At 73.5% G+C, this 24,394-nt stretch carries 17 protein-coding genes; 9 read left to right on the top strand and 8 right to left on the bottom strand.

All coding sequences use genetic code 11. From position 1 onward, the window contains the following. Window positions 1–144: 144 nt before the first annotated feature. The 4 genes from trpB (at window position 145) to lgt (ending at window position 4,187) form a co-directional block, all read left to right on the top strand. Window positions 145–1,428, top strand: a complete 1,284-nt coding sequence (trpB, locus tag ABZ567_RS01095; RefSeq protein WP_360782995.1) for a tryptophan synthase subunit beta — start codon at window positions 145–147, stop codon at window positions 1,426–1,428. After that, on the top strand, window positions 1,425–2,243 hold the full coding sequence (gene trpA, locus ABZ567_RS01090; RefSeq protein ID WP_360782992.1) for a tryptophan synthase subunit alpha: 819 nt from the start codon (window positions 1,425–1,427) through the stop codon (window positions 2,241–2,243). Before trpB ends, trpA begins: the two co-directional genes overlap by 4 nt. Window positions 2,244–2,305: 62 nt before the next feature. Next, entirely contained in the window at window positions 2,306–3,130 is an 825-nt protein-coding gene (locus ABZ567_RS01085; RefSeq protein WP_360782989.1) for a thioredoxin domain-containing protein, read from the top strand. Window positions 3,131–3,194: 64 nt separating this feature from the next. Then, window positions 3,195–4,187: a prolipoprotein diacylglyceryl transferase gene (lgt, locus tag ABZ567_RS01080; protein WP_360782986.1), complete on the top strand. Its 993-nt coding sequence runs from the start codon at window positions 3,195–3,197 to the stop codon at window positions 4,185–4,187. A 75-nt stretch (window positions 4,188–4,262) separates the two neighbouring features. Here the strand turns inward: lgt and ABZ567_RS01075 are convergent, their stop codons facing one another. The 7 genes from ABZ567_RS01075 to ABZ567_RS01045 are packed head-to-tail and all read right to left on the bottom strand — an operon-like array spanning window position 4,263 to window position 12,043. Continuing rightward, entirely contained in the window at window positions 4,263–5,096 is an 834-nt protein-coding gene (locus ABZ567_RS01075) for an aldolase/citrate lyase family protein (RefSeq protein ID WP_360782983.1), read from the bottom strand. Further along, window positions 5,093–6,316 carry a CoA transferase gene (locus tag ABZ567_RS01070; RefSeq protein WP_360782980.1) on the bottom strand — a complete coding sequence of 408 codons (1,224 nt, stop codon included), beginning with the start codon at window positions 6,314–6,316 and terminating at the stop codon, window positions 5,093–5,095. The genes ABZ567_RS01075 and ABZ567_RS01070 overlap by 4 nt, the downstream gene beginning before the upstream one ends. Beyond that, complete coding sequence (gene rbsK / locus ABZ567_RS01065) at window positions 6,313–7,233, bottom strand: ribokinase (RefSeq protein WP_360782977.1); 921 nt, start codon at window positions 7,231–7,233, stop codon at window positions 6,313–6,315. The genes ABZ567_RS01070 and rbsK overlap by 4 nt, the downstream gene beginning before the upstream one ends. Beyond that, window positions 7,230–8,708, bottom strand: a complete 1,479-nt coding sequence (locus tag ABZ567_RS01060) for an ADP-ribosylglycohydrolase family protein (protein WP_360782974.1) — start codon at window positions 8,706–8,708, stop codon at window positions 7,230–7,232. Before ABZ567_RS01060 ends, rbsK begins: the two co-directional genes overlap by 4 nt. Further along, entirely contained in the window at window positions 8,705–9,856 is a 1,152-nt protein-coding gene (locus ABZ567_RS01055) for an ADP-ribosylglycohydrolase family protein (RefSeq protein WP_360782971.1), read from the bottom strand. Before ABZ567_RS01055 ends, ABZ567_RS01060 begins: the two co-directional genes overlap by 4 nt. Further along, window positions 9,837–11,048, bottom strand: coding sequence for an ADP-ribosylglycohydrolase family protein (locus ABZ567_RS01050; RefSeq protein WP_360782969.1), 1,212 nt, complete (start codon window positions 11,046–11,048; stop codon window positions 9,837–9,839). The genes ABZ567_RS01055 and ABZ567_RS01050 overlap by 20 nt, the downstream gene beginning before the upstream one ends. Next, window positions 11,048–12,043 (bottom strand): ADP-ribosylglycohydrolase family protein, encoded by a 996-nt coding sequence (locus ABZ567_RS01045; protein ID WP_360782966.1) that lies wholly within the window; start codon window positions 12,041–12,043, stop codon window positions 11,048–11,050. Before ABZ567_RS01045 ends, ABZ567_RS01050 begins: the two co-directional genes overlap by 1 nt. A 250-nt stretch (window positions 12,044–12,293) precedes the next feature. Between ABZ567_RS01045 and ABZ567_RS01040 the strand changes: the two genes are divergently transcribed. The 5 genes from ABZ567_RS01040 (at window position 12,294) to ABZ567_RS01020 (ending at window position 22,546) form a co-directional block, all read left to right on the top strand. Continuing rightward, a complete protein-coding gene (locus ABZ567_RS01040) occupies window positions 12,294–13,022 on the top strand; it encodes a VIT1/CCC1 transporter family protein (RefSeq protein WP_360782963.1) in 729 nt (242 codons plus the stop codon). Window positions 13,023–13,521: 499 nt separating this feature from the next. Continuing rightward, window positions 13,522–18,081, top strand: coding sequence for a glutamate synthase large subunit (gene gltB, locus ABZ567_RS01035; RefSeq protein WP_360782960.1), 4,560 nt, complete (start codon window positions 13,522–13,524; stop codon window positions 18,079–18,081). Further along, window positions 18,074–19,534, top strand: a complete 1,461-nt coding sequence (locus ABZ567_RS01030; RefSeq protein WP_360782958.1) for a glutamate synthase subunit beta — start codon at window positions 18,074–18,076, stop codon at window positions 19,532–19,534. Before gltB ends, ABZ567_RS01030 begins: the two co-directional genes overlap by 8 nt. A 296-nt stretch (window positions 19,535–19,830) precedes the next feature. After that, entirely contained in the window at window positions 19,831–20,211 is a 381-nt protein-coding gene (locus tag ABZ567_RS01025) for a VOC family protein (RefSeq protein WP_360782956.1), read from the top strand. Window positions 20,212–20,866: 655 nt separating this feature from the next. Further along, the gene (locus ABZ567_RS01020; protein ID WP_360782953.1) at window positions 20,867–22,546 is read left to right on the top strand and encodes a DEAD/DEAH box helicase; all 1,680 of its coding nucleotides are present in this window, start codon (window positions 20,867–20,869) and stop codon (window positions 22,544–22,546) included. A 203-nt stretch (window positions 22,547–22,749) separates the two neighbouring features. Here ABZ567_RS01020 and ABZ567_RS01015 read toward each other — a convergent pair whose 3' ends face one another. Beyond that, complete coding sequence (locus ABZ567_RS01015; protein WP_360782950.1) at window positions 22,750–24,219, bottom strand: ankyrin repeat domain-containing protein; 1,470 nt, start codon at window positions 24,217–24,219, stop codon at window positions 22,750–22,752. Window positions 24,220–24,394: the final 175 nt, after the last annotated feature.

Raw genomic sequence — 24,394 nt, 5'->3', positions numbered from 1 at the left:
GCCCTCGGCGGCGCCTCCGCTCCCGCCTCCTGGAGCGGGCGCAGGTGCCCAGGCTCGGCAGGGGCCGGCTGTTGTGGCTCGCGCGCATCACGTGACCATCGACCGCACGTCACCCGGGGCATCCGCCCCGCGAGGAGCAGCCGCATGTCCAGCGAGTTCTTCATCCCCGACCTGGAGGGTCAGGTCCCCAGCCCCGAGGGATACTTCGGCGCCTACGGCGGCAAGTTCATCCCCGAGGCCCTCGTCGCCGCCGTCGACGAGGTCGCCGTCGAGTACGACAAGGCCAAGTCCGACCCCGAGTTCGCCCGTGAGCTCAACGATCTGATGGTCGACTACACCGGCCGTCCGAGCGCCCTCACCGAGGTCCCCCGGTTCGCCGAGCACGCCGGCGGTGCCCGGATCTTCCTCAAGCGCGAGGACCTCAACCACACCGGCTCGCACAAGATCAACAACGTGCTCGGTCAGGCCCTGCTCACCAAGCGCATGGGCAAGACCCGGGTCATCGCGGAGACCGGCGCCGGCCAGCACGGCGTGGCCACCGCCACCGCCTGCGCCCTCTTCGGTCTCGACTGCACCATCTACATGGGCGAGATCGACACCCAGCGCCAGGCCCTCAACGTGGCCCGGATGCGGATGCTCGGCGCCGAGGTCGTCGCCGTGAAGTCCGGCAGCCGTACCCTCAAGGACGCCATCAACGAGGCGTTCCGCGACTGGGTCGCCAACGTGGACCGCACCCACTACCTGTTCGGCACCGTGGCCGGCCCGCACCCCTTCCCCGCCATGGTCCGCGACTTCCACCGGGTCATCGGTGTCGAGGCCCGCCGCCAGATCCTGGAGCGCGCCGGACGCCTCCCCGACGCGGCCGTCGCCTGCGTGGGCGGCGGCTCCAACGCCATCGGGCTCTTCCACGCCTTCATCCCGGACGCCGACGTGCGCCTGATCGGCTGCGAGCCGGCCGGCCACGGCGTCGAGACCGGCGAGCACGCGGCCACCCTCACCGCGGGCGAGCCCGGCATCCTGCACGGTTCGCGCAGTTACGTCCTCCAGGACGAGGAGGGCCAGATCACCGAGCCGTACTCGATCTCGGCCGGCCTCGACTACCCGGGCATCGGCCCCGAGCACGCCTACCTCAAGGACAGCGGACGCGGCGAGTACCGCGCCGTCACCGACGACGCCGCCATGCAGGCGCTGCGGCTGCTCTCCCGTACCGAGGGCATCATCCCCGCCATCGAGTCGGCGCACGCCCTCGCCGGGGCCCTGGAGGTCGGCAGGGAGCTGGGCAAGGACGCCCTGCTGCTCGTCAACCTCTCCGGGCGCGGCGACAAGGACATGGACACCGCCGCCCGGTACTTCGGGCTGTACGACACCGACGCCGAGGTCGCGGCGGACGCCGCCGCCACCGCCGAGATCGAGGGGGACTCCAAGTGACCGGCAACATCCAGCTGCTCAGCGACACCCTCGCGAAGGCGAAGTCGGAGGACCGGGCCGCGCTCATCGCGTACCTCCCGGCCGGCTTCCCGACCGTCGACGGCGCCATCGCGGCGATCAAGGCCGTCTTCGAGGGCGGTGCGGACGTCGTCGAGGTGGGGCTCCCGCACAGTGACCCGGTCCTCGACGGGCCGGTCATCCAGACCGCCGACGACATCGCCCTGCGCGGCGGTGTCAAGATCGCCGACGTCATGCGCACGGTCAAGGAGGCACACGAGGCCACCGGCAAGCCGGTCCTCGTCATGACGTACTGGAACCCGATCGACCGGTACGGCGTCGAGCGCTTCACCGAGGAGCTCGCCGCCGCGGGCGGCGCCGGATGCATCCTGCCCGACCTGCCGGTCCAGGAGTCCGCCCTCTGGCGCGAGCACGCCGACAAGCACGGTCTCGCCACCGTCTTCGTCGTCGCGCCCAGCAGCAAGGACGAGCGGCTCGCCACCATCACGGCCGCCGGTTCCGGCTTCGTCTACGCCGCCTCCCTCATGGGGGTCACCGGCACCCGCGCGTCGGTCGGTGAGCAGGCCGCCGATCTCGTCCGTCGCACCCGGGCCACGGCGGACCTCCCCGTCTGCGTCGGGCTCGGGGTCTCCGACGCCGCCCAGGCCAAGGAGGTCGCGGCCTTCGCCGACGGCGTCATCGTCGGCTCCGCGTTCGTCAAGCGGATCCTCGACGCCGACGGCGACGAGGCCGCCGGACTCGCCGCCGTAAGGGAACTGGCGGCCGAACTCGCCGAGGGTGTCCGCCGCGTTCCGTAACCCGTTCGGGTGGACTGCGACCGGGGAGGCACGCGCGTGCCTCCCCGGTTCGTTCCTGTGGCGTGAGCGAGAACAACCGTGGTGACGGTAACCGGAGCGCGCGGGAGCGCCTCCAACAGCAGCGTGAGCGGGAGCAGAGCCGCGAGAAGCAGCGACGCGTCCTGATCGTGTCGGCGGCGGTGGTCGGCGTCCTCGGCCTGGCCGCGGTCGTCGGGGTGATCGCCGCGGGAGGCGACAAGGACAGCGGGTCGGACAAGGCGGGACCGGTCGTCGCGCCGACCGGAGCGACCGACGAGGACGGCAAGCCCGCCATCCCGACGGGCAAGGCGGACGCGCCGTCGACGCTCGCGATCTGGGAGGACTTCCGCTGCCCGGCGTGCGCCCAGTTCGAGAACGTGATGCGGGACGCGATCCACGAGCTGGAGGCGTCCGGGGCACTCAGGACCGAGTACCACCTCGCGACCCTCATCGACGGGAACATGGGCGGCAGTGGCTCGCTGCGCGCGGCGAACGCGGCGGCGTGCGCCCAGGACGCAGGGAAGTTCACCGCCTACCACGACACGCTCTACATCAACCAGCCGCAGGAGACGGACGACGCCTTCGGCAAGAACGCGAAGCTGATCGAGCTGGCCGCGAAGGTACCGGGACTCGACACGCCCGCCTTCCGCAGCTGTGTCGAGGACGGGACGCACGACAGCTGGGTGGTCAAGTCGAACGAGGCCTTCCAGAACGCCGGGTTCCGCGGCACGCCGTCCGTCCTGCTCAACGGAGAATCGATCTTCCCGACCAAGGGGAACGAGCAGATCTCCCCGGAGAACCTGAAGAAGTGGGTCACCGAGGCCAACAAGGGCAAGAAGCCCGGTACGGCCTCGCCCTCGGCGGGTTAGTTACCCAGACGTTGCCGGGCGGGCTGCCGCCCCGCCCGCCCGGCAGGGTAGCGTCGGACCTGCCATGGACCTTGCCTATATTCCCAGCCCGTCGACCGGCGTGATCAATCTCGGACCGATCCCGCTGCGCGGCTATGCCTTCTGCATCATCATCGGTGTCTTCGTCGCCGTCTGGTACGGCAACAAGCGGTGGATCGCCCGGGGCGGCACCGCCGGCACCGTCGCCGACATCGCCGTCTGGGCGGTGCCCTTCGGCCTCGTCGGCGGACGCCTCTACCACGTGATCACCGACTACCAGCTGTACTTCAGCGAGGGTGAGAACTGGGTCGACGCCTTCAAGATCTGGGAGGGCGGCCTCGGTATCTGGGGCGCCATCGCGCTCGGCGCGGTGGGTGCCTGGATCGGCTGCCGCCGCCGGGGCATCCCGCTCCCGGCGTACGCCGACGCCATCGCCCCCGGCATCGTCCTCGCCCAGGCCATCGGCCGCTGGGGCAACTGGTTCAACCAGGAGCTGTACGGCAGGCCGACCGACCTGCCCTGGGCCCTGGAGATCACCGAGAGCGCGAACCGCGAGGCCGGGACGTACCACCCGACCTTCCTGTACGAGTCGCTCTGGTGCGTCGGCGTCGCCCTCCTCGTCGTCTGGGCCGACCGCCGCTTCAAGCTCGGCCACGGCCGCGCCTTCGCGCTCTACGTGGCCGCGTACTGCGCCGGTCGCGCCTGGATCGAGTACATGCGCGTCGACGAGGCGCACCACGTGCTCGGCCTGCGGCTGAACGTGTGGACGGCGATCGTCGTCTTCCTGCTCGCGGTGGTCTACATCGTGGTCTCGGCGCGGATCCGTCCGGGCCGCGAGGAGATCGTGGAGCCGAGGGCCGACAAGGACGTCAAGGGCGGGAAGACGCTCACGGCGGAGAAGACCGAGGGCGTGGACGCGGCAGAGAAGGACGGGGTCGTCGAGGACGCCGAGCCGAAGGACGTCACGCCGGACGCGGACTCCGACGAGGACGCGGAGCACGGCGCCGGCAACGGTGCCGGGTCCGCCGCCAAGAGCTGATCCGCCCGTAGCAGGCCGGAGGGCCGCCGGGACCGTGAGGTCCCGGCGGCCCTTTCGCCTGTCCCGGGGCGGGCGTCAGCCCGTCGGGGGCGCGAGGGCGAGGAGCCGGTGGGCGCCCTCGACCACCGCCGCGTCGACGAAGCGGCCGTCCGGCAGGGCGAGCGCGCCCCGCTCGGTGCCGGCCGCCGCGACGACCTCCCGTGCCGCGTCGATCTCCTCCGGGGTGGGGAGGTAGGCGCGCTCGATGACCGGGAGCTGGCGGGGGTGGATGGCCGCCCGGCCGAAGAAGCCCAGGGCCCGGCCCCGGGCGCAGCCGGCGGCCAGCGCGTCCAGGTCGCCGATGTCGGGGTGGACCGACTGGGCCGGCGGCGGGAGGGCGGCCGCGCGGGCCGCGACCACCACCCGGCCGCGCGGCCAGTCGAGGGCGCTGTCCTCCCGTACCCCCAGGTCGGCGCGGAGGTCGGCCTCGCCGAGCGCGATGCCGCGCACGGCGGGGTGGGCGGCGGCGATGGCGTACGCGTGCTCCACGGCGAGGGCGTTCTCCAGGAGTGGGTAGAGGGGGACGCCCGGGGCGAGTCCGGCGATCCGGCGGATGTCAGTGGCGTGTGTCACCTTGGGTACCCGGAGACCGCAGAGGCCGGGGAGGGGGGCCAGGGTGGGGATGTCGCGCGGGGAGTTCACGCGGACGTGGACCGGGACGGGGTGGGGGTCCGCGAGCAGATCGGCCGTGGCGTCGAGGGCGTACGCCTTGCGGTCCGGGGCGACCGCGTCCTCCAGGTCGACGATCACGACGTCGGCGCCGGAGGCCAGGGCCTTGCGGACGACGTCGGGCCGGTCGCCGGGGGCGTACAGCCAGGTGAGGGGGGTGCGGACCCGGTGGAGACCGTCGATCTCCGCCACGGCGCTCATACCGCCCCCTGGTCGCGGAGGCGGCCGATCTCGGCGGCGGTGAGGCCGAGTTCGGTGAGGACGGCGGTGGTGTCGGTGCCGTGGGGGCGGCCGGGCCAGCGGATGGCTCCCGGCGTCTCGGAGAGGCGGAAGAGGACGTTCTGCATCTTGATCGGGCCGAGTTCGGGGTCCTCCACCTCGGTGATCGTGCCGAGCGCCCGGTACTGGGGGTCGTCGACGACGTCCCGGATGTCGTAGACGGGGGCGATCGCCGCCTCCGCCTTCTCGAAGGCCGCCATCGCCTCGTCCCGGGTGTGACGGGCGATCCAGGTCCCGACGGCCTCGTCCAGGACGTCCGCGTGCTCGGCCCGGCCCGTTCCGTCGGCGAACCACGGCTCGTCGATCAGCTCCGGGCGGCCGACGAGCCGCAAGACCCGCTCGGCGATCGACTGGGCGGAGGTGGAGACGGCGACCCAGGAGCCGTCGGCGGTCCGATAGGTGTTGCGCGGGGCGTTGTTGCGGGAGCGGTTGCCGGTCCTGGGCTGGACGTAGCCGAGCTGGTCGTACCAGAGGGGGTGGGGCCCGATGACCGAGAGCATCGGTTCGATGATCGCCATGTCGACGACCTGGCCGCGGCCGGTCGCCGTCCTCGCGGTGAGCGCGGTCATCACCGCGTACGCCGTGGCCAGGGCGGCGATGGAGTCGGCCAGACCGAAGGGGGGGAGGGTCGGCGGGCCGTCGGGCTCGCCGGTGATGGCGGCGAAGCCGCTCATCGCCTCGGCGAGGGTGCCGAAGCCGGGACGGTGGGCGTACGGGCCGAACTGGCCGAAGCCGGTGACGCGGGCGAGGACCAGACGCGGGTTGACGGTGGACAGCTCCTCCCAGCCCAGACCCCAGCGTTCCAGGGTGCCGGGGCGGAAGTTCTCCACGATCACGTCGGCGTCGGCGGCGAGCGCCAGGAGGGTGTCACGGCCTCCGGGTGAGGACAGGTCGAGGGTGATCGCCCGCTTGTTGCGGCCGAGGACCTTCCACCACAGGCCGACGCCGTCCTTGGCCGGGCCGTGGCCGCGGGACGGATCGGGCTTGCGGGGATGCTCGACCTTGACGACGTCGGCGCCGAAGTCCCCGAGCATCGTGGCCGCGAGCGGGCCGGCGAAGAGGGTCGCGAGATCCAGGACGCGCAGTCCGTGCAGGGGCGGAGCGGGCGCGGCGGGCGCGGTGGCCGGTGCGGGGACGGTCATACGGGGTCGGCCTCCAGGGTGTCGGGGGAGAGGAAGGTCGCCTCGATCTCCACGCGGTACGGCATCGAGGTCGACGCGCCCTCGCGCCGCACGGAGAGCGCGGCGGCGGCCTGCGCCCAGGCCAGGGCCTCGGGGGCGGGGCGGCCCTCGCCGAGGGCCACGGCGAGCGCGCCGACGAAGGTGTCGCCGGCTCCGGTGGTGTCCACGGCCCGGACGCGGGGGGCGGGCACCGCGATCGGATCGGCGCCGCGCGCCGCGTAGAGGCTGCCGGCCGCCCCCAGGGTGACGACCACCTCGGGGACGTGCCGGAGCAGGGCCTGGGCGGCCTCGCGCGGGTCGGTCAGTCCGGTGAGCGCGGCGGCCTCGTGCTCGTTGGGCACCAGCAGGTCGACGGAGGAGAGGAGTTCGGGGGGAAGCGGCTGGGCGGGAGCGGGGGTGAGGACGGTGCGGACGCCGAGACGGCGGGCGGTCGCGGCGCCCTCCACCACGACGGAGAGGGGGAGTTCGAGCTGGAGGAGCAGGGTGTCCGCGGTGCCGATCAGCGCCTCGTCGCCGTGGGTCAGGGAGGTGACGGTGCCGTTGGCGCCGGGGACGACGACGATCGCGTTGCCGCCGTCGTCGTCCACGACGATGTGCGCGGTGCCCGAGGAGCCCGCGGCGGTGCGCAGCAGGTCGGTGTCCACCGCGCAGTGCTCCAGGGTGGCCCGGAGCCGCACCCCGAAGTCGTCGGCGCCGACCGCGCCGATCATCGCCACCTCACCGCCGGCGCGGGCGGCGGCGACGGCCTGGTTGGCGCCCTTGCCGCCCGGGATGGTGCGGAAGGAACGGCCGGTGACGGTCTCGCCGAGAGCCGGGGCCCTCGGCACGTAGGCGACGAGATCCATGTTGGTGCTGCCGAGTACGACGATGCTGGTCATGGGCGTACTGCCTCCAGGTGGGTCAGTTCGGCCAGGGTGTCGAAGCCGATGCCGTCGAAGGACGGGACCGAGGTCGAGAGACGGTTCTTGAGGGGGGAGGTCCAGTGCTCGGGGAGCCGGGCGGGGTGACCGGCGAGCAGTCCGGCGACGGAGCCGGCGGTGGCGCCGTTGGAGTCGGTGTCCCAGCCGCCGGAGACGGCCGCGCAGACGGAGCGGGAGAAGTCGCCGTCGGCGTGGGTGAGGGCGGCGGCGAGCAGGGCGGCGTTCGGGACGGCATGCACCCAGTGGTACCCGCCGAGTTCCGCGTGCAGCCGGTCGACGACCGCGTCGAAGTCGGGCGTGCGGCGGGCGGACTCGATGCCGAGACGGACCGCCCCGGCGAGGCGTGAGCGCGGCGGGATCACATCGAGGCCCGCGGCGAGCGACCGGTGGACGTCGGCGGTGCCGGTCGCGGCGGTGGCGAGGGTGGCGGCGACGAACATGGCGCCGTAGACGCCGTTCGCGGTGTGGGTGAGCACCGCGTCCCGGTGGGCCTGTCCGGCGGCGGCGACCGGATCGCCCGGACGGGTCCAGCCGTGGACGTCGGCCCGGATCTGGGCGCCGATCCACTCCCGGAAGGGGTTGCGGTGGACGGCGGTCAGCGGGGGTTCCACGCCGTCGAGGAGATTGCGGTAGGCGACGCGCTCGGCCGTGAAGGTGCGGCCGGCGGGAAGCTCGTCGAGCCAGAGGCGGGCGACGTCGGCGGTGGTGAAGTCGCGGCCGTGCCGCTGGAGGAGCAGCAGGTTGAGCAGGGGGTAGTTGAGGTCGTCGTCCTCGGGCATGCCGTCGATGTTCTCGGCGAGGGAGGTGGTGGCGGAGCGACGGTTCCAGGGGTGTGCGACGAGGAGTTCGTCGGGCACGCCACGGGCGGTGAACCAGCCGGAGAGGGGCCAGTTGCCGGCGGCGCGGCCGAGGGCGCGGATCGCCGGCAGGGGCAGTTTCTCGACGGGCTTGCCGAGCAGACACCCGACGGCACGGCCGAGCCAGGCGGCGTGCAGACGGTCGCGGAGGCCCGCGGGGGCTGCGCGACCGAGCGCTCGGGGTGCTCGAAGCCCGCCGAGCCCGGGTGCTCCGGGCGGGGGGCGTCGGCCGGTACCGGGCGGCTGGGGTGCGGAGGCGCGGGCCCCGGTCCCGTCAGGGTCCGGGGCGGGAACGGCGTGGGGGGTCGTCGCGTCCTGGATGTCGGCGAGCGCGGTCGGTTCGCGTTCCGCGAGGGGCGTCGGGAGGGCCGCCAGGGCGTCCAGGAGTTCCGTCGCCAGCGGGCGGAGGTCCGGGCGGGGTGTCCCGGACGCGCCGGCCGTCGCCGGGGCGGGAGGGCCGCCCGCCGCCGCCCAGCGGGCCGCGAGGGCGCTCGCGTCGCGGCCGTCCTCCGCCGCCTGGCGCAGCTCGTGGCCCACCAGGTCCTCCGGCTGGACCCAGGTCAGGCGCAGGTTCACCGGGCGCCGCTCGTCAGCGCCGCGAACGCCGACTCGTGGACCCGGCGGTGCTCCGCGTCCCGCGCGAACACCTCGTGGGTCACCTCGGTCAGTGCCCGAGCCGGGGCGTGGAGGTCGAGACGGCTCGCCTCCGCCACCCGCTTCGCCCAGTCGGCGGGCACCGCGGACTCGCCGTGCAGCGCGCCCACGATCGCACCCGCCATCGTGGCGATCGAGTCGCAGTCACGGCCGTAGTTGACCGCGCCGAGGACCGTGCGGCGGTAGTCGCCCTCGCCGACGAGGAGCATGCCGAGGGCGATGGGGAGTTCCTCGATCGCGTGCAGGCGGGAGGGGCGACGGGCACCGAGGGAGGGGGAGCGGTAGTCGGGGCCGACCGAGTCGAAGGGGGCCACCGCCTTGCGGAGCGGGGTGAGGGCCGACTCGAAGTCCGTGTGCCGCCCGGCCACTTCGGCGACCGCCTCGATCGCCGCCCGCGTGCCGTCCTTCGCCAGGGCCAGGGCCGTCCCCACCACCGAGGAGGCCGTGGCGCCCGGCGCGCACGCCGCGGCCACCGCCGCCGCGAACACGCCGGCCGCCTCACGGCCGTACGAGGACTGGTGTGCGCCCGCGACGTCGAGGGCCTCGGCGTACGCGGCCTGGGGGTGGGCGGCGTTGACGAGCCCGACGGGTGCCATGTACATCGCGGCGCCGCAGTTGACGATGTTGCCGCTGCCGGCCTCGCGCGGGTCCACATGGCCGTAGTGGAGCCGGGTCACGATCCACTTCTCGGCCAGGAAGATCCGCTGGAGCGGCAGCGCCTCCGCCTCCAGCTCGGGGATCCAGACGGGGGAGCCCATGAGTTCGGGGACGAGGTGGTCCGCGACCGCGTACGCGTCGAGGTGGCCGCGGACCTTCTCGTACACCCGGATCAGGGCGTGGGTCATCAAGGTGTCGTCGGTGACGTGCCCGTCGCCCTTGTGGTACGGGGCGATGGGGCGTGCGGTGCGCCATTCGCCGCCGTTCCAGGGGCCGACGATCCCGGTGACGCGGCCGCCGTGGCGTTCCAGGATCTGCTCGGGGGTGTAGCCCTCGACGGGGCCGCCGAGCGCGTCGCCGACGGCGGCCCCGACGAGACTGCCGGTGATCCGGTCATCCAGTGTGGGTGTCATGTCGGAATTGTCCACCCGGGGCGGCCGGTTCCGTGGCTGCGAGGAGCCCGGCGAGTTCGATCAGGTCCGTCCCCGCGAGCCGCGGCAGCGCGCAGCCCGCGAGCGTCCGGCACGCCTCGCGCCAGGTCGACGGCACCGAACGGCCGCCGCCCAGCGCCCCGGTGAGCGCGCCCGCGAGCGCGGGGGCGGAGTCGGCGACCCGCGAGAGACAGACGGCGGCCGGTACGGCGGCCGTCATCTCGCCCCGCGCGGCGGTGGCGAGCGCGAGCGCCACCGGGACGGTCTCGGCGGCGGCGATGCCGTAGCTGTAGACGTGGTCCACGATCTGGTGCTCCAGGAGCGGGACGAGCTCGAAGGCCGAACCGGCGGTCTGGGCCAGCTTCACCGCGTACCGGGCGTTGCGGCCGATCTCCGTGACGGGCGGGAGTTCGTCGAGGGCCGCCTCGACGCATTCGTCGACCGTCGCCCCGCCGAAGGCCGCCGCGAGGGCCGCCGCCACCGCGCGGGCGCCGTGGACGCCGTCGCCGTCCTGGGTGTACCGGGCGTCGAACTCGGCCAGTGCGGCGGCGGCGCGCGGGTCACCGGGGTGGACGAGGGCGAGCACCGCCGCCCGTACGCAGGCGGCGTCGTCGAAGAAGTGCGGGTTGTCGTGGCCGGTGGCGGGGGGACGCAGGCCGGTGGCGAGGTTGCCGAGGCCCGCGCGGACGGAGATCCGGGCGCGGAGCGGGAGGATCGCCGACTCGACCTCGGGGGCGCGGTCGGCGGCGGCGGCGACCTGGTCGGCCAGGGCGTTCCATGCGAGGTCGACGGCGGCGCGCAGACGGCGCTCCGGGGGGAGGCCGGCGAAGACCTGGCCGGAGGAGGTGAGGACCGCCTCGGCCGTGAAGACCGCCCATTCGGCGTCGTCGGAGGGGCCGAGACGCAGGGGCTCGGGGGGCTGGTTGAGGGCGATGGGGACGGGGAGGGTGGTCGTGGCGTTCTGCTCGGCGAAGGTGTCGAGCTCGCGGGTGAGGCGGCGGGTCCACTCGGGCATGCGGGCGGCGCGGTGCCTGGCGGCGGGCCATCCGGCGGCGTCGCCCGCGGCGAGGCCCAGGAGGAGGCCCTCGATCGCGTCGCGGCCGGGCCGGGGCTGTGCGGCCGGCACGGAGGTGGGGGCGTTGCCCACCGCGGCGGTCGTCGTGTCCGCGCTCATCAGGACTCTCCCTCCGGGGTCAGGAGGTCCGCCACGTCCAGGACGTGGTAACCGCGCATCGACGGGAGGCAGCTGCCCGTGACCGGGGCGATGGCCGAGGCCCAGTCCTCGGGGATCGTCCGCAGTCCGCCGGCCGCGCCGGCCAGCGCGCCCGCCACCGCCGCCGTGGTGTCGGCGTCGCGGCCCATGTTGACGGCCGTCAGGACCGCCGTGCGGAAGTCGCCGCGCGCCGCGGCGAACGCGCCGAACGCCAGGCCCACCGCCTCCGGGGCCAGGTCCGTCCAGGGGTAGCCGCCGATGACGACCGCCGAGCGGACCTGGCGTTCACGGGTGAGCGGGTCCTGCTGGACACGCTGGGCGGCCACCACCGCGCGGCGCAGCGAGCGGGCCGTCCACGAGTCCATCGGGACGACCGAGAGGGCCGCCGCGATCACCGAGGTCACGCCCGCCCCCGTCATCGCCGCCGCGACGCCCGCCGCGACCGCCTGCCCGCCGTAGATGCCCTCGCCGTCGTGGCTCACGCTGCCGTCGATCGCGACGAGTCGGGCCGCCTCCGCCGGGCGTCCGGCCGCGAACACCCCGAAGGGCGCCGCGCGCATGGCGAGACCGTCGCTCCAGGCGTGCCGGTGCTGGGCGGAGATGGGGGCGGCGAGGCCCCGGCGGAGGTTCTCCAGGGTGCCGCGCTCCGAGAAGCCCGCACCGCGGAACGGGCCCTCGTCGAGGTCGGCGATCCAGTGGTGCCAGGCCCGCTCGACGTGCTGGACGGTCAGGGCGGAGCCGTGCCGGGCGAGGAGCAGCGCCGAGAAGATGGCGTACTCGGTGTCGTCGGTGCCGGCCGGGCTGTCCGTCACGAAGCCCTCGATCCGGCCCCAGCGGCGGCGGATCTCGGACGGCCGCATGTTCTCGGCGGGCGCGCCCAGCGCGTCGCCGACGGCGAGGCCGAGGAGCGCCCCTCTCGCCCGTTCACGCGTGTCGCATGCCGTGGTGGTCGCCATTTCGCGGCCCCTTCCTCGGGAGAGGCGCACCCATGGCGCCCCGATGCCTGGATCTGTGCCACCACGGGCCGTGAACTCGCCGAAGAAACGTCTCTGTCACCCGCCTGACTCCACGCCAGACCCGGTTCACACAGCAAGGCGGACCTTAGTAAGTACGGCCTGCCTTGCTGGCGCGACCCTTACATCGCGCGTATTTTCGAGGTGTTGGGGGAGGCGGGTGAGACCCGGCCCGTCGGAACGAGGGAGAGCCATGTCCATCATCGAAGCCCAGGCACCGCTGCACGAGGCCCACCGGGACAACCACACGCACCGCGACGTGAACGGCGGCTGGCTGCGCCCCGCCGTGTTCGGCGCGATGGACGGCCTGGTGTCCAACCTCGCCCTGATGACGGGTGTCGCCGGCGGCGCGGTCTCCTCGGGGACCGTCGTCATCGCCGGCCTCGCCGGGCTCGCGGCCGGTGCCTTCTCGATGGCGGCAGGCGAGTACACCTCCGTCGCCTCGCAGCGTGAACTCGTCCAGGCGGAACTGGACGTGGAGCGGCGCCAGCTGCGCAAGCACCCCGTCGACGAGATGGAGGAGCTCGCCGCGCTCTACGTCTCCCGCGGCGTCGAGCCCGCGCTCGCCCGCGAGGTCGCGATGCAGTTGTCGAAGGACCCTGAGCAGGCCCTGGAGATCCACGCGCGCGAGGAGCTCGGCATCGACCCGGACGACCTCCCGTCGCCGACCGTCGCCGCGGTCTCGTCCTTCGGCTCCTTCGCGCTCGGCGCGCTGCTCCCCGTACTGCCCTATCTGCTCGGGGCGACCGCGCTCTGGCCCGCCGTGCTGCTCTCGCTCGTCGGCCTCTTCGCCTGCGGTGCGCTCGTGGCCCGGGTGACCGCCCGCGGCTGGCTCTTCAGCGGACTGCGCCAGCTCGTCCTCGGCGGGGCCGCCGCGGCCGTCACGTACGGGCTCGGCATGCTCTTCGGGGCCGCGCTGTAACCCCGTACCCCTCACGCGTCCGTACGGGTCGACGATCTGCTCTTACGGGTGAACGGTGGGCCCCCTGACCGGGGGCCCGTCGTCGTTTCGGCACGTAAGCCGCGGAACGGCTGTGACGTATATCCCTGGTCCGATCCGCCGCGGCGATGAGACACTATGCAGGACGCCACATAGGTAGCCGGTTACCCGGCGGTTTCGAACCCGTGACCAACGGGAATGAGGCATGAGCGTCAGTGGGCAACGAAGCCCACTCCATGACGGGTCGCCGTAGACCCGGAGATCGTCCGGGCCACCTCGATCCGTCCCCCGCGGGACGGCGTGCGCGCCCGCACTTCACAGGTGAACCACGACCACCGCTGCGTGTCCGCGGTGTCCGCATGTTGGAATGAGCTATCCACTTCGCGAGAAGCCAGCCATCATGTAACCTGCACGAAATTTCGCGGAGGGCCAACGTCGTCCCTCGGCAGCTGCATATGCCAATACGACGACGGGAGAGCCGATGCGTTCCGACGCCTGGTCGCCCATGGACGGTCGCCCCGCTCCGCAGGGGATGTACGACCCCCGTAACGAACACGACGCCTGTGGTGTCGGGTTCGTGGCCACCCTCACCGGTGTAGCCAGCCACGCGCTGGTCGAGCAGGCGCTGACCGTACTGCGCAACCTCGAGCACCGCGGCGCCACCGGCTCCGAGCCCGACTCCGGTGACGGCGCCGGCATCCTGCTCCAGGTCCCGGACGCCTTCCTCCGCGAGGTCACCGACTTCGCACTCCCCGACGCGGGCGCCTACGCCGTCGGCATCGCCTTCCTCCCCGCCGACGGCCCCGCACAGGCCGTCGAGCGGATCGAGGCGATCGCCGCCGAAGAGGGCCTGACCGTCCTCGGCTGGCGCGAGGTCCCCGTCGCCCCCGAGCTGCTCGGCGCCTCCGCCCGCTCCACCATGCCGATCTTCCGGCAGCTGTTCGTCGCCGACGGCACGGCCACCGGCATCGCGCTGGACCGCAAGGCCTTCGTGCTGCGCAAGCGCGCCGAGCGCGAGGCCGCGACCTACTTCTCGTCGCTCTCCGCCCGCACCATCGTCTACAAGGGCATGCTGACCACCGGCCAGCTGGAGCCCTTCTTCCCGGACCTGTCGGACCGCCGCTGCGCCACCGCCGTGGCCCTGGTCCACTCCCGGTTCTCCACCAACACCTTCCCGAGCTGGCCGCTGGCCCACCCCTACCGCTTCGTCGCCCACAACGGTGAGATCAACACCGTCAAGGGCAACCGGAACTGGATGACGGCCCGCGAGGCCCAGCTCTCCTCCGACGTCCTCGGCGAGGGCCCCCTGGAGCGGATCTTCCCGATCTGCACCCCGGACGCCTCCGACTCGGCGTCCTTCGACGAGGTCCTGGAGCTGCTCCACCTCGGCGGGCGCTCGCTGCCGCACGCGGTCCTGATGATGGTCCCGGAGGCGTGGGAGAACCACGAGACCATGGACCCGGCCCGCCGCGCCTTCTACCAGTACCACGCCACGATGATGGAGCCCTGGGACGGCCCGGCCTGCGTCACCTTCACCGACGGCGTCCAGGTCGGCGCGGTCCTCGACCGCAACGGTCTGCGCCCCGGCCGCTACTGGGTCACCGACGAGGGCCTCGTCGTCCTCTCCTCCGAGGTCGGCGTCCTCGACATCGACCCGGCCAAGGTCGTCCGCAAGGGCCGCCTCCAGCCCGGCAAGATGTTCCTCGTCGACACCGCCGAGCACCGCATCGTCGAGGACGACGAGATCAAGGCCGCCCTCGCCGCCGAGAACCCGTACGCGGAGTGGCTGGAGACCGGCGAGATCGAGCTCTCCGACCTCCCCGAGCGCGAGCACATCGTGCACACCCACGCCTCGGTCACCCGCCGCCAGCAGACCTTCGGCTACACCGAGGAAGAGCTCCGCCTCATCCTCGCCCCGATGGCCCGCACCGCGGGCGAGCCCCTCGGCTCCATGGGCACGGACTCGCCGATCGCGGCCATCTCCGCCCGCCCGCGGCTGCTCTTCGACTACTTCACCCAGCTCTTCGCGCAGGTCACCAACCCGCCGCTCGACGCCATCCGCGAAGAGCTCGTGACCTCCCTGCGCTCCTCGCTGGGCCCCCAGGGCAACCTGCTCGAACCGACCCCCGTGTCGTGTCGCAGCGTCACCCTGCCCTTCCCGGTGATCGACAACGACGAGCTGGCCAAGCTCATCCACATCAACGCCGACGGCGACATGCCCGGCATGAAGGCCGCGACCCTCTCCGGCCTCTACCGGGTCTCCGGCGGCGGCGAGGCCCTCGCCGCCCGCATCGACGCGATCTGCGCCGAGGCCGACACGGCCATCGAGGGCGGCGCCCGCCTCATCGTGCTCTCCGACCGGCACTCCGACGCCGAGCACGCGCCGATCCCCTCGCTGCTGCTCACGGCGGCCGTCCACCACCACCTCATCCGCACCAAGCAGCGCACCAAGGTGGGCCTGCTCGTCGAGGCCGGTGACGTCCGCGAGGTCCACCACGTCGCCCTGCTCATCGGCTACGGCGCCGCGGCGGTCAACCCGTACCTCGCCATGGAGTCCGTCGAGGACCTCGTCCGCGCCGGCACCTTCATCGAGGGCCTGGAGCCCGAGCAGGCCATCCGGAACCTGATCTACGCCCTCGGCAAGGGCGTCCTCAAGGTCATGTCCAAGATGGGCATCTCCACCGTCGCGTCCTACCGCGGCGCCCAGGTCTTCGAGGCCGTCGGCCTCGACGAGACCTTCGTCGCCACGTACTTCAACGGCACGGCCACCAAGATCGGCGGCGCCGGTCTCGACGTCGTCGCCAAGGAGGTCGCCGCCCGCCACGCCAAGGCGTACCCCGTCTCCGGCGTCGCCTCGGCGCACCGCGCCCTGGACATCGGCGGCGAGTACCAGTGGCGCCGCGAGGGCGAGCCCCACCTGTTCGACCCGGAGACCGTCTTCCGCCTCCAGCACGCCACGCGCAACAAGCGGTACGACATCTTCAAGCAGTACACCGAGCGGGTGAACGAGCAGTCCGAGCGCCTCATGACGCTCCGCGGCCTCTTCGGCTTCTCCACCGACCGGGAGCCCATCCCGCTCGACGAGGTCGAGTCGGTCTCCGAGATCGTCAAGCGCTTCTCCACCGGCGCCATGTCGTACGGTTCCATCTCCAAGGAGGCGCACGAGACCCTCGCCGTCGCCATGAACCAGCTGGGCGCCAAGTCCAACACCGGTGAGGGCGGCGAGGACCCGGACCGCCTCTACGACCCGGCCCGCCGCTCCGCGATCAAGCAGGTCGCCTCCGGCCGCTTCGGCGTCACCAGCGAGTACCTGGTCAACGCCGACGACATCCAGATCAAGATGGCCCAGGGCGCCAAGCCCGGCGAAGGCGGTCAGCTGCCCGGCCACAAGGTCTACCCGTGGGTCGCCAAGACGCGTCACTCGACGCCCGGCGTCGGCCTCATCTCGCCGCCGCCGCACCACGACATCTACTCCATCGAGGACCTGGCCCAGCTGATCCACGACCTCAAGAACGCCAACCCGGTCGCCCGCATCCACGTGAAGCTGGTCTCCGAGGTCGGCGTCGGCACGGTCGCCGCCGGTGTCTCCAAGGCCCACGCGGACGTCGTCCTCATCTCCGGCCACGACGGCGGAACGGGCGCCTCCCCGCTGACCTCCCTGAAGCACGCGGGCGGCCCCTGGGAGCTCGGCCTCGCCGAGACCCAGCAGACCCTGCTGCTCAACGGCCTGCGCGACCGGATCGTCGTCCAGACCGACGGCCAGCTCAAGACCGGCCGTGACGTCGTCATCGCCGCGCTGCTCGGCGCCGAGGAGTTCGGCTTCGCGACCGCGCCGCTCGTCGTCTCCGGCTGCGTCATGATGCGCGTCTGCCACCTGGACACCTGCCCGGTCGGCATCGCCACCCAGAACCCGGTCCTGCGGGACCGTTTCTCCGGCAAGGCCGAGTTCGTCGTCAACTTCTTCGAGTTCATCGCCGAGGAGGTCCGCGAACTCCTCGCCGAGCTGGGCTTCCGCACCCTCGAAGAGGCCGTCGGCCACGCCGAGCTGCTCGACACCAGCCGTGCCGTCACCCACTGGAAGGCGCAGGGCCTCGACCTGGAGCCGCTCTTCTACGTGCCGGAGCTGCCCGAGGGCGCGGTCCGCCACGCCCTGATCGAGCAGGACCACGGCCTGGAGAAGGCCCTCGACAACGAGCTGATCCAGCTCGCCGCCGAGGCCCTGAACGCCGCCTCCGCCGAGGAGGCCCAGCCGGTCCGCGCCCAGGTCGCCATCCGCAACATCAACCGCACGGTCGGCACCATGCTGGGCCACCAGGTGACGAAGAAGTTCGGCGGCGCCGGCCTCCCGGCCGACACCATCGACATCACCTTCACCGGCTCCGCCGGCCAGTCCTTCGGCGCCTTCCTGCCGAGCGGTGTCACCCTCCGCCTGGAGGGCGACGCCAACGACTACGTCGGCAAGGGCCTCTCCGGCGGCCGGGTGATCGTCCGTCCCGACCGGGGCGCCGACCACCTCGCCGAGTACTCCACCATCGCGGGCAACACCATCGGGTACGGAGCGACCGGCGGCGAGCTGTTCCTGCGCGGCCGCACCGGCGAGCGCTTCTGCGTCCGCAACTCCGGCGCCCTCGTCGTCTCGGAGGGCGTGGGCGACCACGGCTGCGAGTACATGACCGGCGGCACCGCGGTCGTCCTCGGCGAGACCGGCCGCAACTTCGCGGCCGGCATGTCGGGCGGCGTCGCCTACGTCGTCGACCTGGACCGGGACAACGTCAACTCCGGCAACCTGGGCGCGATCGAGGCCCCGTCGGACGCCGACAAGGCGTGGCTGCACGACGTCGTGCGCCGCCACCACGAGGAGACCGGTTCGACGGTCGCCGAGAAGCTGCTCGCCGACTGGGACGCCAACGCCGACCGGTTCAGCAAGATCATCCCCACCACGTACAAGGCAGTGCTCGCCGCCAAGGACGCCGCTGAGCTCGCCGGTCTCTCCGAGGCCGAGACCACCGAGAAGATGATGGAGGCGGCGACCCATGGCTGACCCCAAGGGCTTCCTGACCACAGGGCGCGAGGTCGCCGAGACCCGCCCCGTGGCCGAGCGCGTCCGGGACTGGAACGAGGTCTACGTCCCCGGCTCCCTGCTGCCGATCATCAGCAAGCAGGCCGGCCGCTGCATGGACTGCGGCATCCCGTTCTGCCACAACGGCTGTCCCCTCGGGAACCTGATCCCCGAGTGGAACGACTACGCCTACCGCGAGGACTGGTCGGCGGCGCAGGAGCGCCTGCACGCCACCAACAACTTCCCGGAGTTCACCGGCCGCCTGTGCCCCGCGCCGTGCGAGTCGGCGTGCGTGCTCGGCATCAACCAGCCGGCCGTCACGATCAAGAACGTCGAAGTCTCCATCATCGACAAGGCCTGGGACGGGGGCGACGTCAAGCCGCAGGTGCCCGAGCGCCTGTCCGGCAAGACCGCCGCCGTCATCGGCTCGGGCCCGGCGGGTCTCGCCGCCGCCCAGCAGCTGACCCGGGCCGGCCACACCGTGGTCGTGTACGAGCGTGCCGACCGCATCGGCGGCCTGCTGCGCTACGGCATCCCCGAGTTCAAGATGGAGAAGCGGCACATCAACCGCCGCATCGAGCAGATGCGCGCGGAGGGCACCAAGTTCCGCACCGGCATCGAGATCGGCCGCGACCTGACGTCGACGGACCTGCGCAAGCGGTTCGACGCCGTGGTCATCGCCGCCGGCGCCACCACCGCCCGCGACCTGCCCGTCCCGGGCCGCGAGCTGGCCGGCATCCACCAGGCGATGGAGTACCTGCCGCTCGCGAACAAGGTCGTCGAGGGTGACTTCGTGACCCCGCCGATCACCGCCGAGGGCAAGCACGTCGTCGTCATCGGCGGCGGCGACACCGGCGCCGACTGCGTCGGTACGGCCCACCGCCAGGGCGCGGCCTCGGTCACGCAGCTGGAGATCATGCCCCGCCCCGGCGAGGAGCGGAACGCCGGCCAGCCCTGGCCGACCTTCCCCATGCTGTACAAGGTCACCTCCGCGCACGAGGAGGGCGGCGAGCGGGTCTACTCCGTCTCCACCACCCACTTCGAGGGCGACGAGGACGGCAACGTCCAGTTCCTCCACCTCGTCGAGGTCGAGTTCGTCGACGGCAAGCTGACCCGGAAGCCGGGCACGGAGCGCAGGATCCCGGCCCAGCTGGTCACGCTCGCGATGGGCTTCACCGGCACGGACGTGGAGAACGGCCTGGTCGCCCAGTTCGGTCTGGCCCTCGACGAACGGGGTAACATCGCCCGTGACGCGGACTTCGCCACCAACGTCGACGGCGTCTACGTCGCCGGAGACGCAGGCCGAGGCCAGTCGCTGATCGTCTGGGCCATCGCCGAGGGCCGTTCCGCGGCCCGTGGCGTGGACCGCTACCTGACCGGCGCCAGCTCCCTGCCGGCCCCGATCCGCCCGACGGACCGCTCCCTGACGGTCTGATCCCGCCGGATCACCAAGACGTCCCGTACAACGACGTACGGAACTGAGCGCGGCGCCCCCCGAATGTCCCCGACCGGACGACTGGGTGGGCGCCGCGGCGCGTTCCCGCGCGGGTGCGGGCCGGTCAGGTGACCGGGCCTCCCCGAGCCGGGGCACGCTGGGGCGGCCTCGACGCGGCCGCCCTCGCGGGACTGCCGAGGGAAGGTGGTCTCCGGCGACGAGGGCGGGGAACGGGCGTCCCCGGCCCGGGAGTTATTCGCTGGCCGACGGGCGGGCCGACGGGGGATCATGACGCCATGAGCTCTCTCGTACGACACGTGACCATCGACTGCGCCGACGCCTACGCCCTGGCCACCTTCTGGGCCCAGGCGCTGGACGCCAAGGTCTCCGACGACGACCAGCCCGGGGACGAGGAGGCGCTCGTCGAGTCGGCCGGTGCGGCCCTCCTCTTCATCCAGGTCCCGGAGCCGAAGGCGGTCAAGAACCGGGTCCACCTGGACCTCCAGCCGCAGGACCGGACCCGTGACGAGGAGGTAGAGCGGCTGCTCGGGCTCGGCGCCACCCTGCTCGACGACCGGCGGAACCCGGACGGCACGGGCTGGGCGACCCTCGGGGACCCGGAGGGCAACGAGTTCTGCGTCGAGCGCAGCGCGGCCGAGCGCGCCGCCACCGCGTGACGGCTCCGAGGCGTCCGCAGCGTTCCAGGCGTCCGGAACGTCCGGAGTAGTCCGGACAGTGGCTGTCTGGTATCCCACCCGGGCTCCGGCACCGGAATGGGCGGCGGCGACGTCCGGATCTCCGGACGGGCGGTCGAGGTCACGGACCCCGGGACCGTGGACCGGTACGCGGCCGACGCGGGCGCGCCCCTGCCGTTCCACCTTTTTCGGCTGGAGCCACCGAGGTCGTACGGACCTGGGTGGACGGAGCCGAGATCGTCCTGCACAGCTGGGTACGGGGGCGTCCGACGAGGATCTTCCGGCGCGGCAACGACGACAGCCCGCCCCGCCGGGAGCCCCTGCCGGAGGACCGGCACCACACCCCTCCCGACGTCCGTACGGCTGTGAGGTCGCCCACGTCGCAAGGCGCTGGTCAGGCCTGATCCGTCCAGGCATCGGTCGGGCGGGGCGGGAAGCTCCCGACGCGCACTATTGTTCCTGTAGAGACATCCGGGGTCCGTATCGCGAGTCCCGGGAGAATGACCGGAGCTCGCACCGCGCGTTCCGGGAGAAGCATCCGGGGCCCGTATCGCGTGTTCCGGGTAGAGCAGCCGGGGCCCGCACCGTGCAGGTGCGGGCCCCCGCTGTGCCGCGAGCACCGGCCAGAAAGGCACGCATGACCCGCTCCGAACGCGCCCCCAAGCGCGGCCCCCGCACCGCCCAGGCGAAGTCCACGTCCCAGCCGAAGGGCTCGCGCGGTGGGCGCCGCCCCACCGCGCCCCCGCCGCCGAGCGAGTTCACGCCGCCGGAGACGCTGACGCCCGCGCTCCCCGCGGTGGCCGCCTTCGCCGACCTCGACATGCCCGAGGGCCTGCTGCGGACCCTGGGTGAGCAGGGCGTCACGGAGCCGTTCCCGATCCAGGCCGCGACCCTTCCGAACGCGCTGGCCGGCCGCGACGTGCTCGGCCGGGGGCGTACCGGATCCGGCAAGACCCTCGCCTTCGGACTCGCGATCCTCGCCCGCACCGCGGGCCGACGCGCCGAGCCCACCGCGCCCCTCGCCCTGGTCCTGGTGCCCACGCGCGAGCTCGCCCAGCAGGTGACCGACGCCCTCACCCCGTACGCCAACGCGCTGCGGCTGCGGATCACCACGGTCGTCGGCGGCATGTCGATCGGCCGGCAGTCCTCCGCGCTGCGGCGCGGCGCCGAGATCCTCATCGCCACGCCCGGCCGGCTCCACGACCTCATCGACCGGGGCGACTGCCGGCTCGACCAGGTCGCCGTCACCGTCCTCGACGAGGCCGACCAGATGGCCGACATGGGCTTCCTGCCGCAGGTCACGAAGGTGCTCAAGCAGGTCGAGCCGGGCGGGCAGCGGCTGCTGTTCTCGGCCACCCTCGACCGGAACATCGACCGGCTCGTCAAGATGTTCCTCGACGACCCGGTCGTGCACTCCGTCGACCCCTCGGCCGGCGCGGTCACCACCATGGAGCACCACGTCCTGTACGTGGCCGACGAGACCGACAAGAAGGCCGTCACGCTGCGGATCGCGGCCCGCGACGGCCGGACGATCCTCTTCATGGACACCAAGCGGTCCGTGGACCGGCTGGTCAAGCGCCTCCTCGCCAACGGCGTACGGGCCTCCGGCCTGCACGGCGGCCGTTCGCAGCCGCAGCGCAACCGGACCCTGGACCAGTTCAAGACCGGGCAGGTGACCGCCCTCGTCGCCACGAACGTGGCGGCGCGCGGCATCCACGTCGACGACCTCGACATGGTCGTCAACGTCGACCCGCCCATGGACCACAAGGACTACCTGCACCGCGGCGGCCGGACCGCCCGCGCCGGTGAGTCCGGCAGCGTCTTCACCCTGGTCCTGCCGGAGCAGAAGCGTGACATGGGCCGCCTGATGACGAACGCGGGCATCAGCCCCCGTACGGCCCAGATCAAGTCCAGCGACGACGAGCTGGCCGAGCTGACGGGCGCGCGGCAGCCCTCGGGCGTCCCGATCGTCATCGAGACCCCGCAGCCGACCCCGCCGCGCAAGGCGACGGCGTCCGGCAGCGCCGGCGGCGGCGCCGGCAACCGTCGGCGCCGCCGTCCGGCCCCGGCCGGCGGGACGACCGGTACGGCCTCGGGCTCCGGGCGTTCCGGCGCCACGGGTACGGGTTCGGGCCGCGCCGCCGGTTCCACCGGTGGTGCGGGGCGCGCCTCCGGCTCGGGCCGGGGTTCCGGCACGGGCGGTGGCCGCAGCACCGCGGCCGGCGCCGGTCGCGCGGGCCGTCAGGCCTCGGGCACGGGCCGCGCACGGAGCGCCGGCACCACCCGCAGCTCCCGACCGAGGTCGACCGACTCGTAGCGGAGGAGACTCCCGCAGGACGAGAGAGGTGACCGCCGGGGACCCGCGAGGGCCCCGGCGGTGCCGTACGGCGCCCCTTGCCTGGCTGCGCCCCCCTTACAGCGCGCCCGGCCCCGGTACGGCCGTACCCGCCCGACAACGGGCGACGGGGCCCCGCCGCGTCCCGGCCCCCGCGGCCTCAGGCAGCCCGCCTCCCGGAGCTCTCACGCGCGTCGCGGTGTCGTCCATTCCAGGCGGGTCCTGACCCGGGGGTCGTGGACGTACTCGAGGGCGGCGAGGGCCGTCTCCCGAGCCGGACCCTCCGGGTCGCCGTCCGCGAGGGCCGACGCCAGGGCGTCCACGGCGCGGGGGTCCTGACGGATCGCGAGCCCTCGTGCCGCCTCCGCCGCCGTCTCCGGGTCGGGGTCGCCGAGCCGTTCCGCCAGCCCCTCCCGTACGAGCGGGGTGTCGTCGGGCAGTTCGGCCAGCGCGAGCGTCGCCCAGTCCCGGACCCGCGCGTCACCGTCCCTGCTCAGGGCGAGCAGCACCCCGAGCGCCTCCACGTGCCCGGCCGGCACGATCCCGGCGAGGGCCCCGGCGACGGCCCGCCGTACCGCCGCGTCGGGATGCCCGGCCGCCGCGAGGAGGTCGGGCACGGCGGCCGGGTCCCCGCACTCCCCGAGCGCCGACACCACCGAGAGCGCCGGCTCCCGCGCCGGGGTCGCCGCCTCCGCCGCGAGCCGCCGGAGCACCGGGACCGCGCTCGCCGCGAAGCCGGGCAGGGCGCCGAGGACCCGCGCGCCGAGGGCCCGGCGCATCGGGTCGCGGTAGGCGCACCACGCGGCCGCCGCCACGAAGGTCTCCTCGTCGGCGCGGTCGGCCAGTTCGGCCACCGCCGTCGTCCAGTCGTCGAGCTCCGGGTCGCCGCAGCGCAGGGCTCGCGCCGCCAGCTCCTCGTGGGACGTGCGCAGTCCGAGGGCCGACTCCAGGAGCGTGGCGATGGCCGCGTGGCCGGTCTGGCGGTCGTCCCCGCGCCCGGGGGAGCCGTCCTCCCGCAGCAGGTCCACGACGACCGTCACGCCGCCGTCCTCCCGTACCCGGCGGACCACGGCCTCGTACGTCTGCCCGCCCTCGTTCCCCGCGACGAGCCCCCGCCGCAGCTCGGCGGCGATGTCGGCCCCGATCCACCGCCGGGCCTCCCGCAGCGCCGCCTCCCGCGCCGTCGCGCCGTGGTCGAGGAGCGCCCTGACGCAGCCGGCGGAGCCGCGCCGTGCGGCCGCGACGAGCGGGAGGATCCCGTCGGGTCCGCACCGGTCCGGATCGGCCCCGTACTCCAGGAGCACCCGGGCCGTGTCGGCGTGCCCGAGCCGCAGGGCCCACGCGAGGGCCGTGAAACCGTACGCCTCCTCCTGGTCCGCCGCCGCGCCCGCCGCGAGGAGGGCCCGCGCCACCTCGGTGTGCCCGCCGGTGGCCGCCCCGCAGAGCGGCAGGTCGCCGCCGTCCTCGCCGCTGCCCCGGCCGGGGTCCGCGCCTGCGGCCAGCAACACCCGTACGATTCCCGCCTGGTCGCCGACGGCCGCGCGGTACAGGGCGGTCTCCCCGTCCTCCCGGGCCTCGGGGTCGACCCCGTCCCGCAGGGCCCGTACGGCCCCGTTCTCGTCCTCGTCGCGGATGGCGTCGAACAACATGCTCATGCGCCGACCCTGACCCGCCGTGCGGGTCCGGCGCAAATCCGATTCCCCGCCCCGTCCCACGGATTCCCGCAGGTGCGCGGCCGTGCCCACCGCCTAGTCCGCCGACGGCACGGACACGGGGAGACCGGCAGCGTCCTCGGCATCCCGGGCGGCGCCGAGCGCTCGTCCGGCCGTG

The sequence above is a fragment of the Streptomyces sp. NPDC016459 genome (assembly GCF_040632845.1).
In the GTDB taxonomy this organism is placed as follows: domain Bacteria; phylum Actinomycetota; class Actinomycetes; order Streptomycetales; family Streptomycetaceae; genus Streptomyces.
The sequence above is the reverse complement of the archived record's forward strand: the minus strand, read 5'-3'. Positions and strand labels throughout refer to the sequence as shown.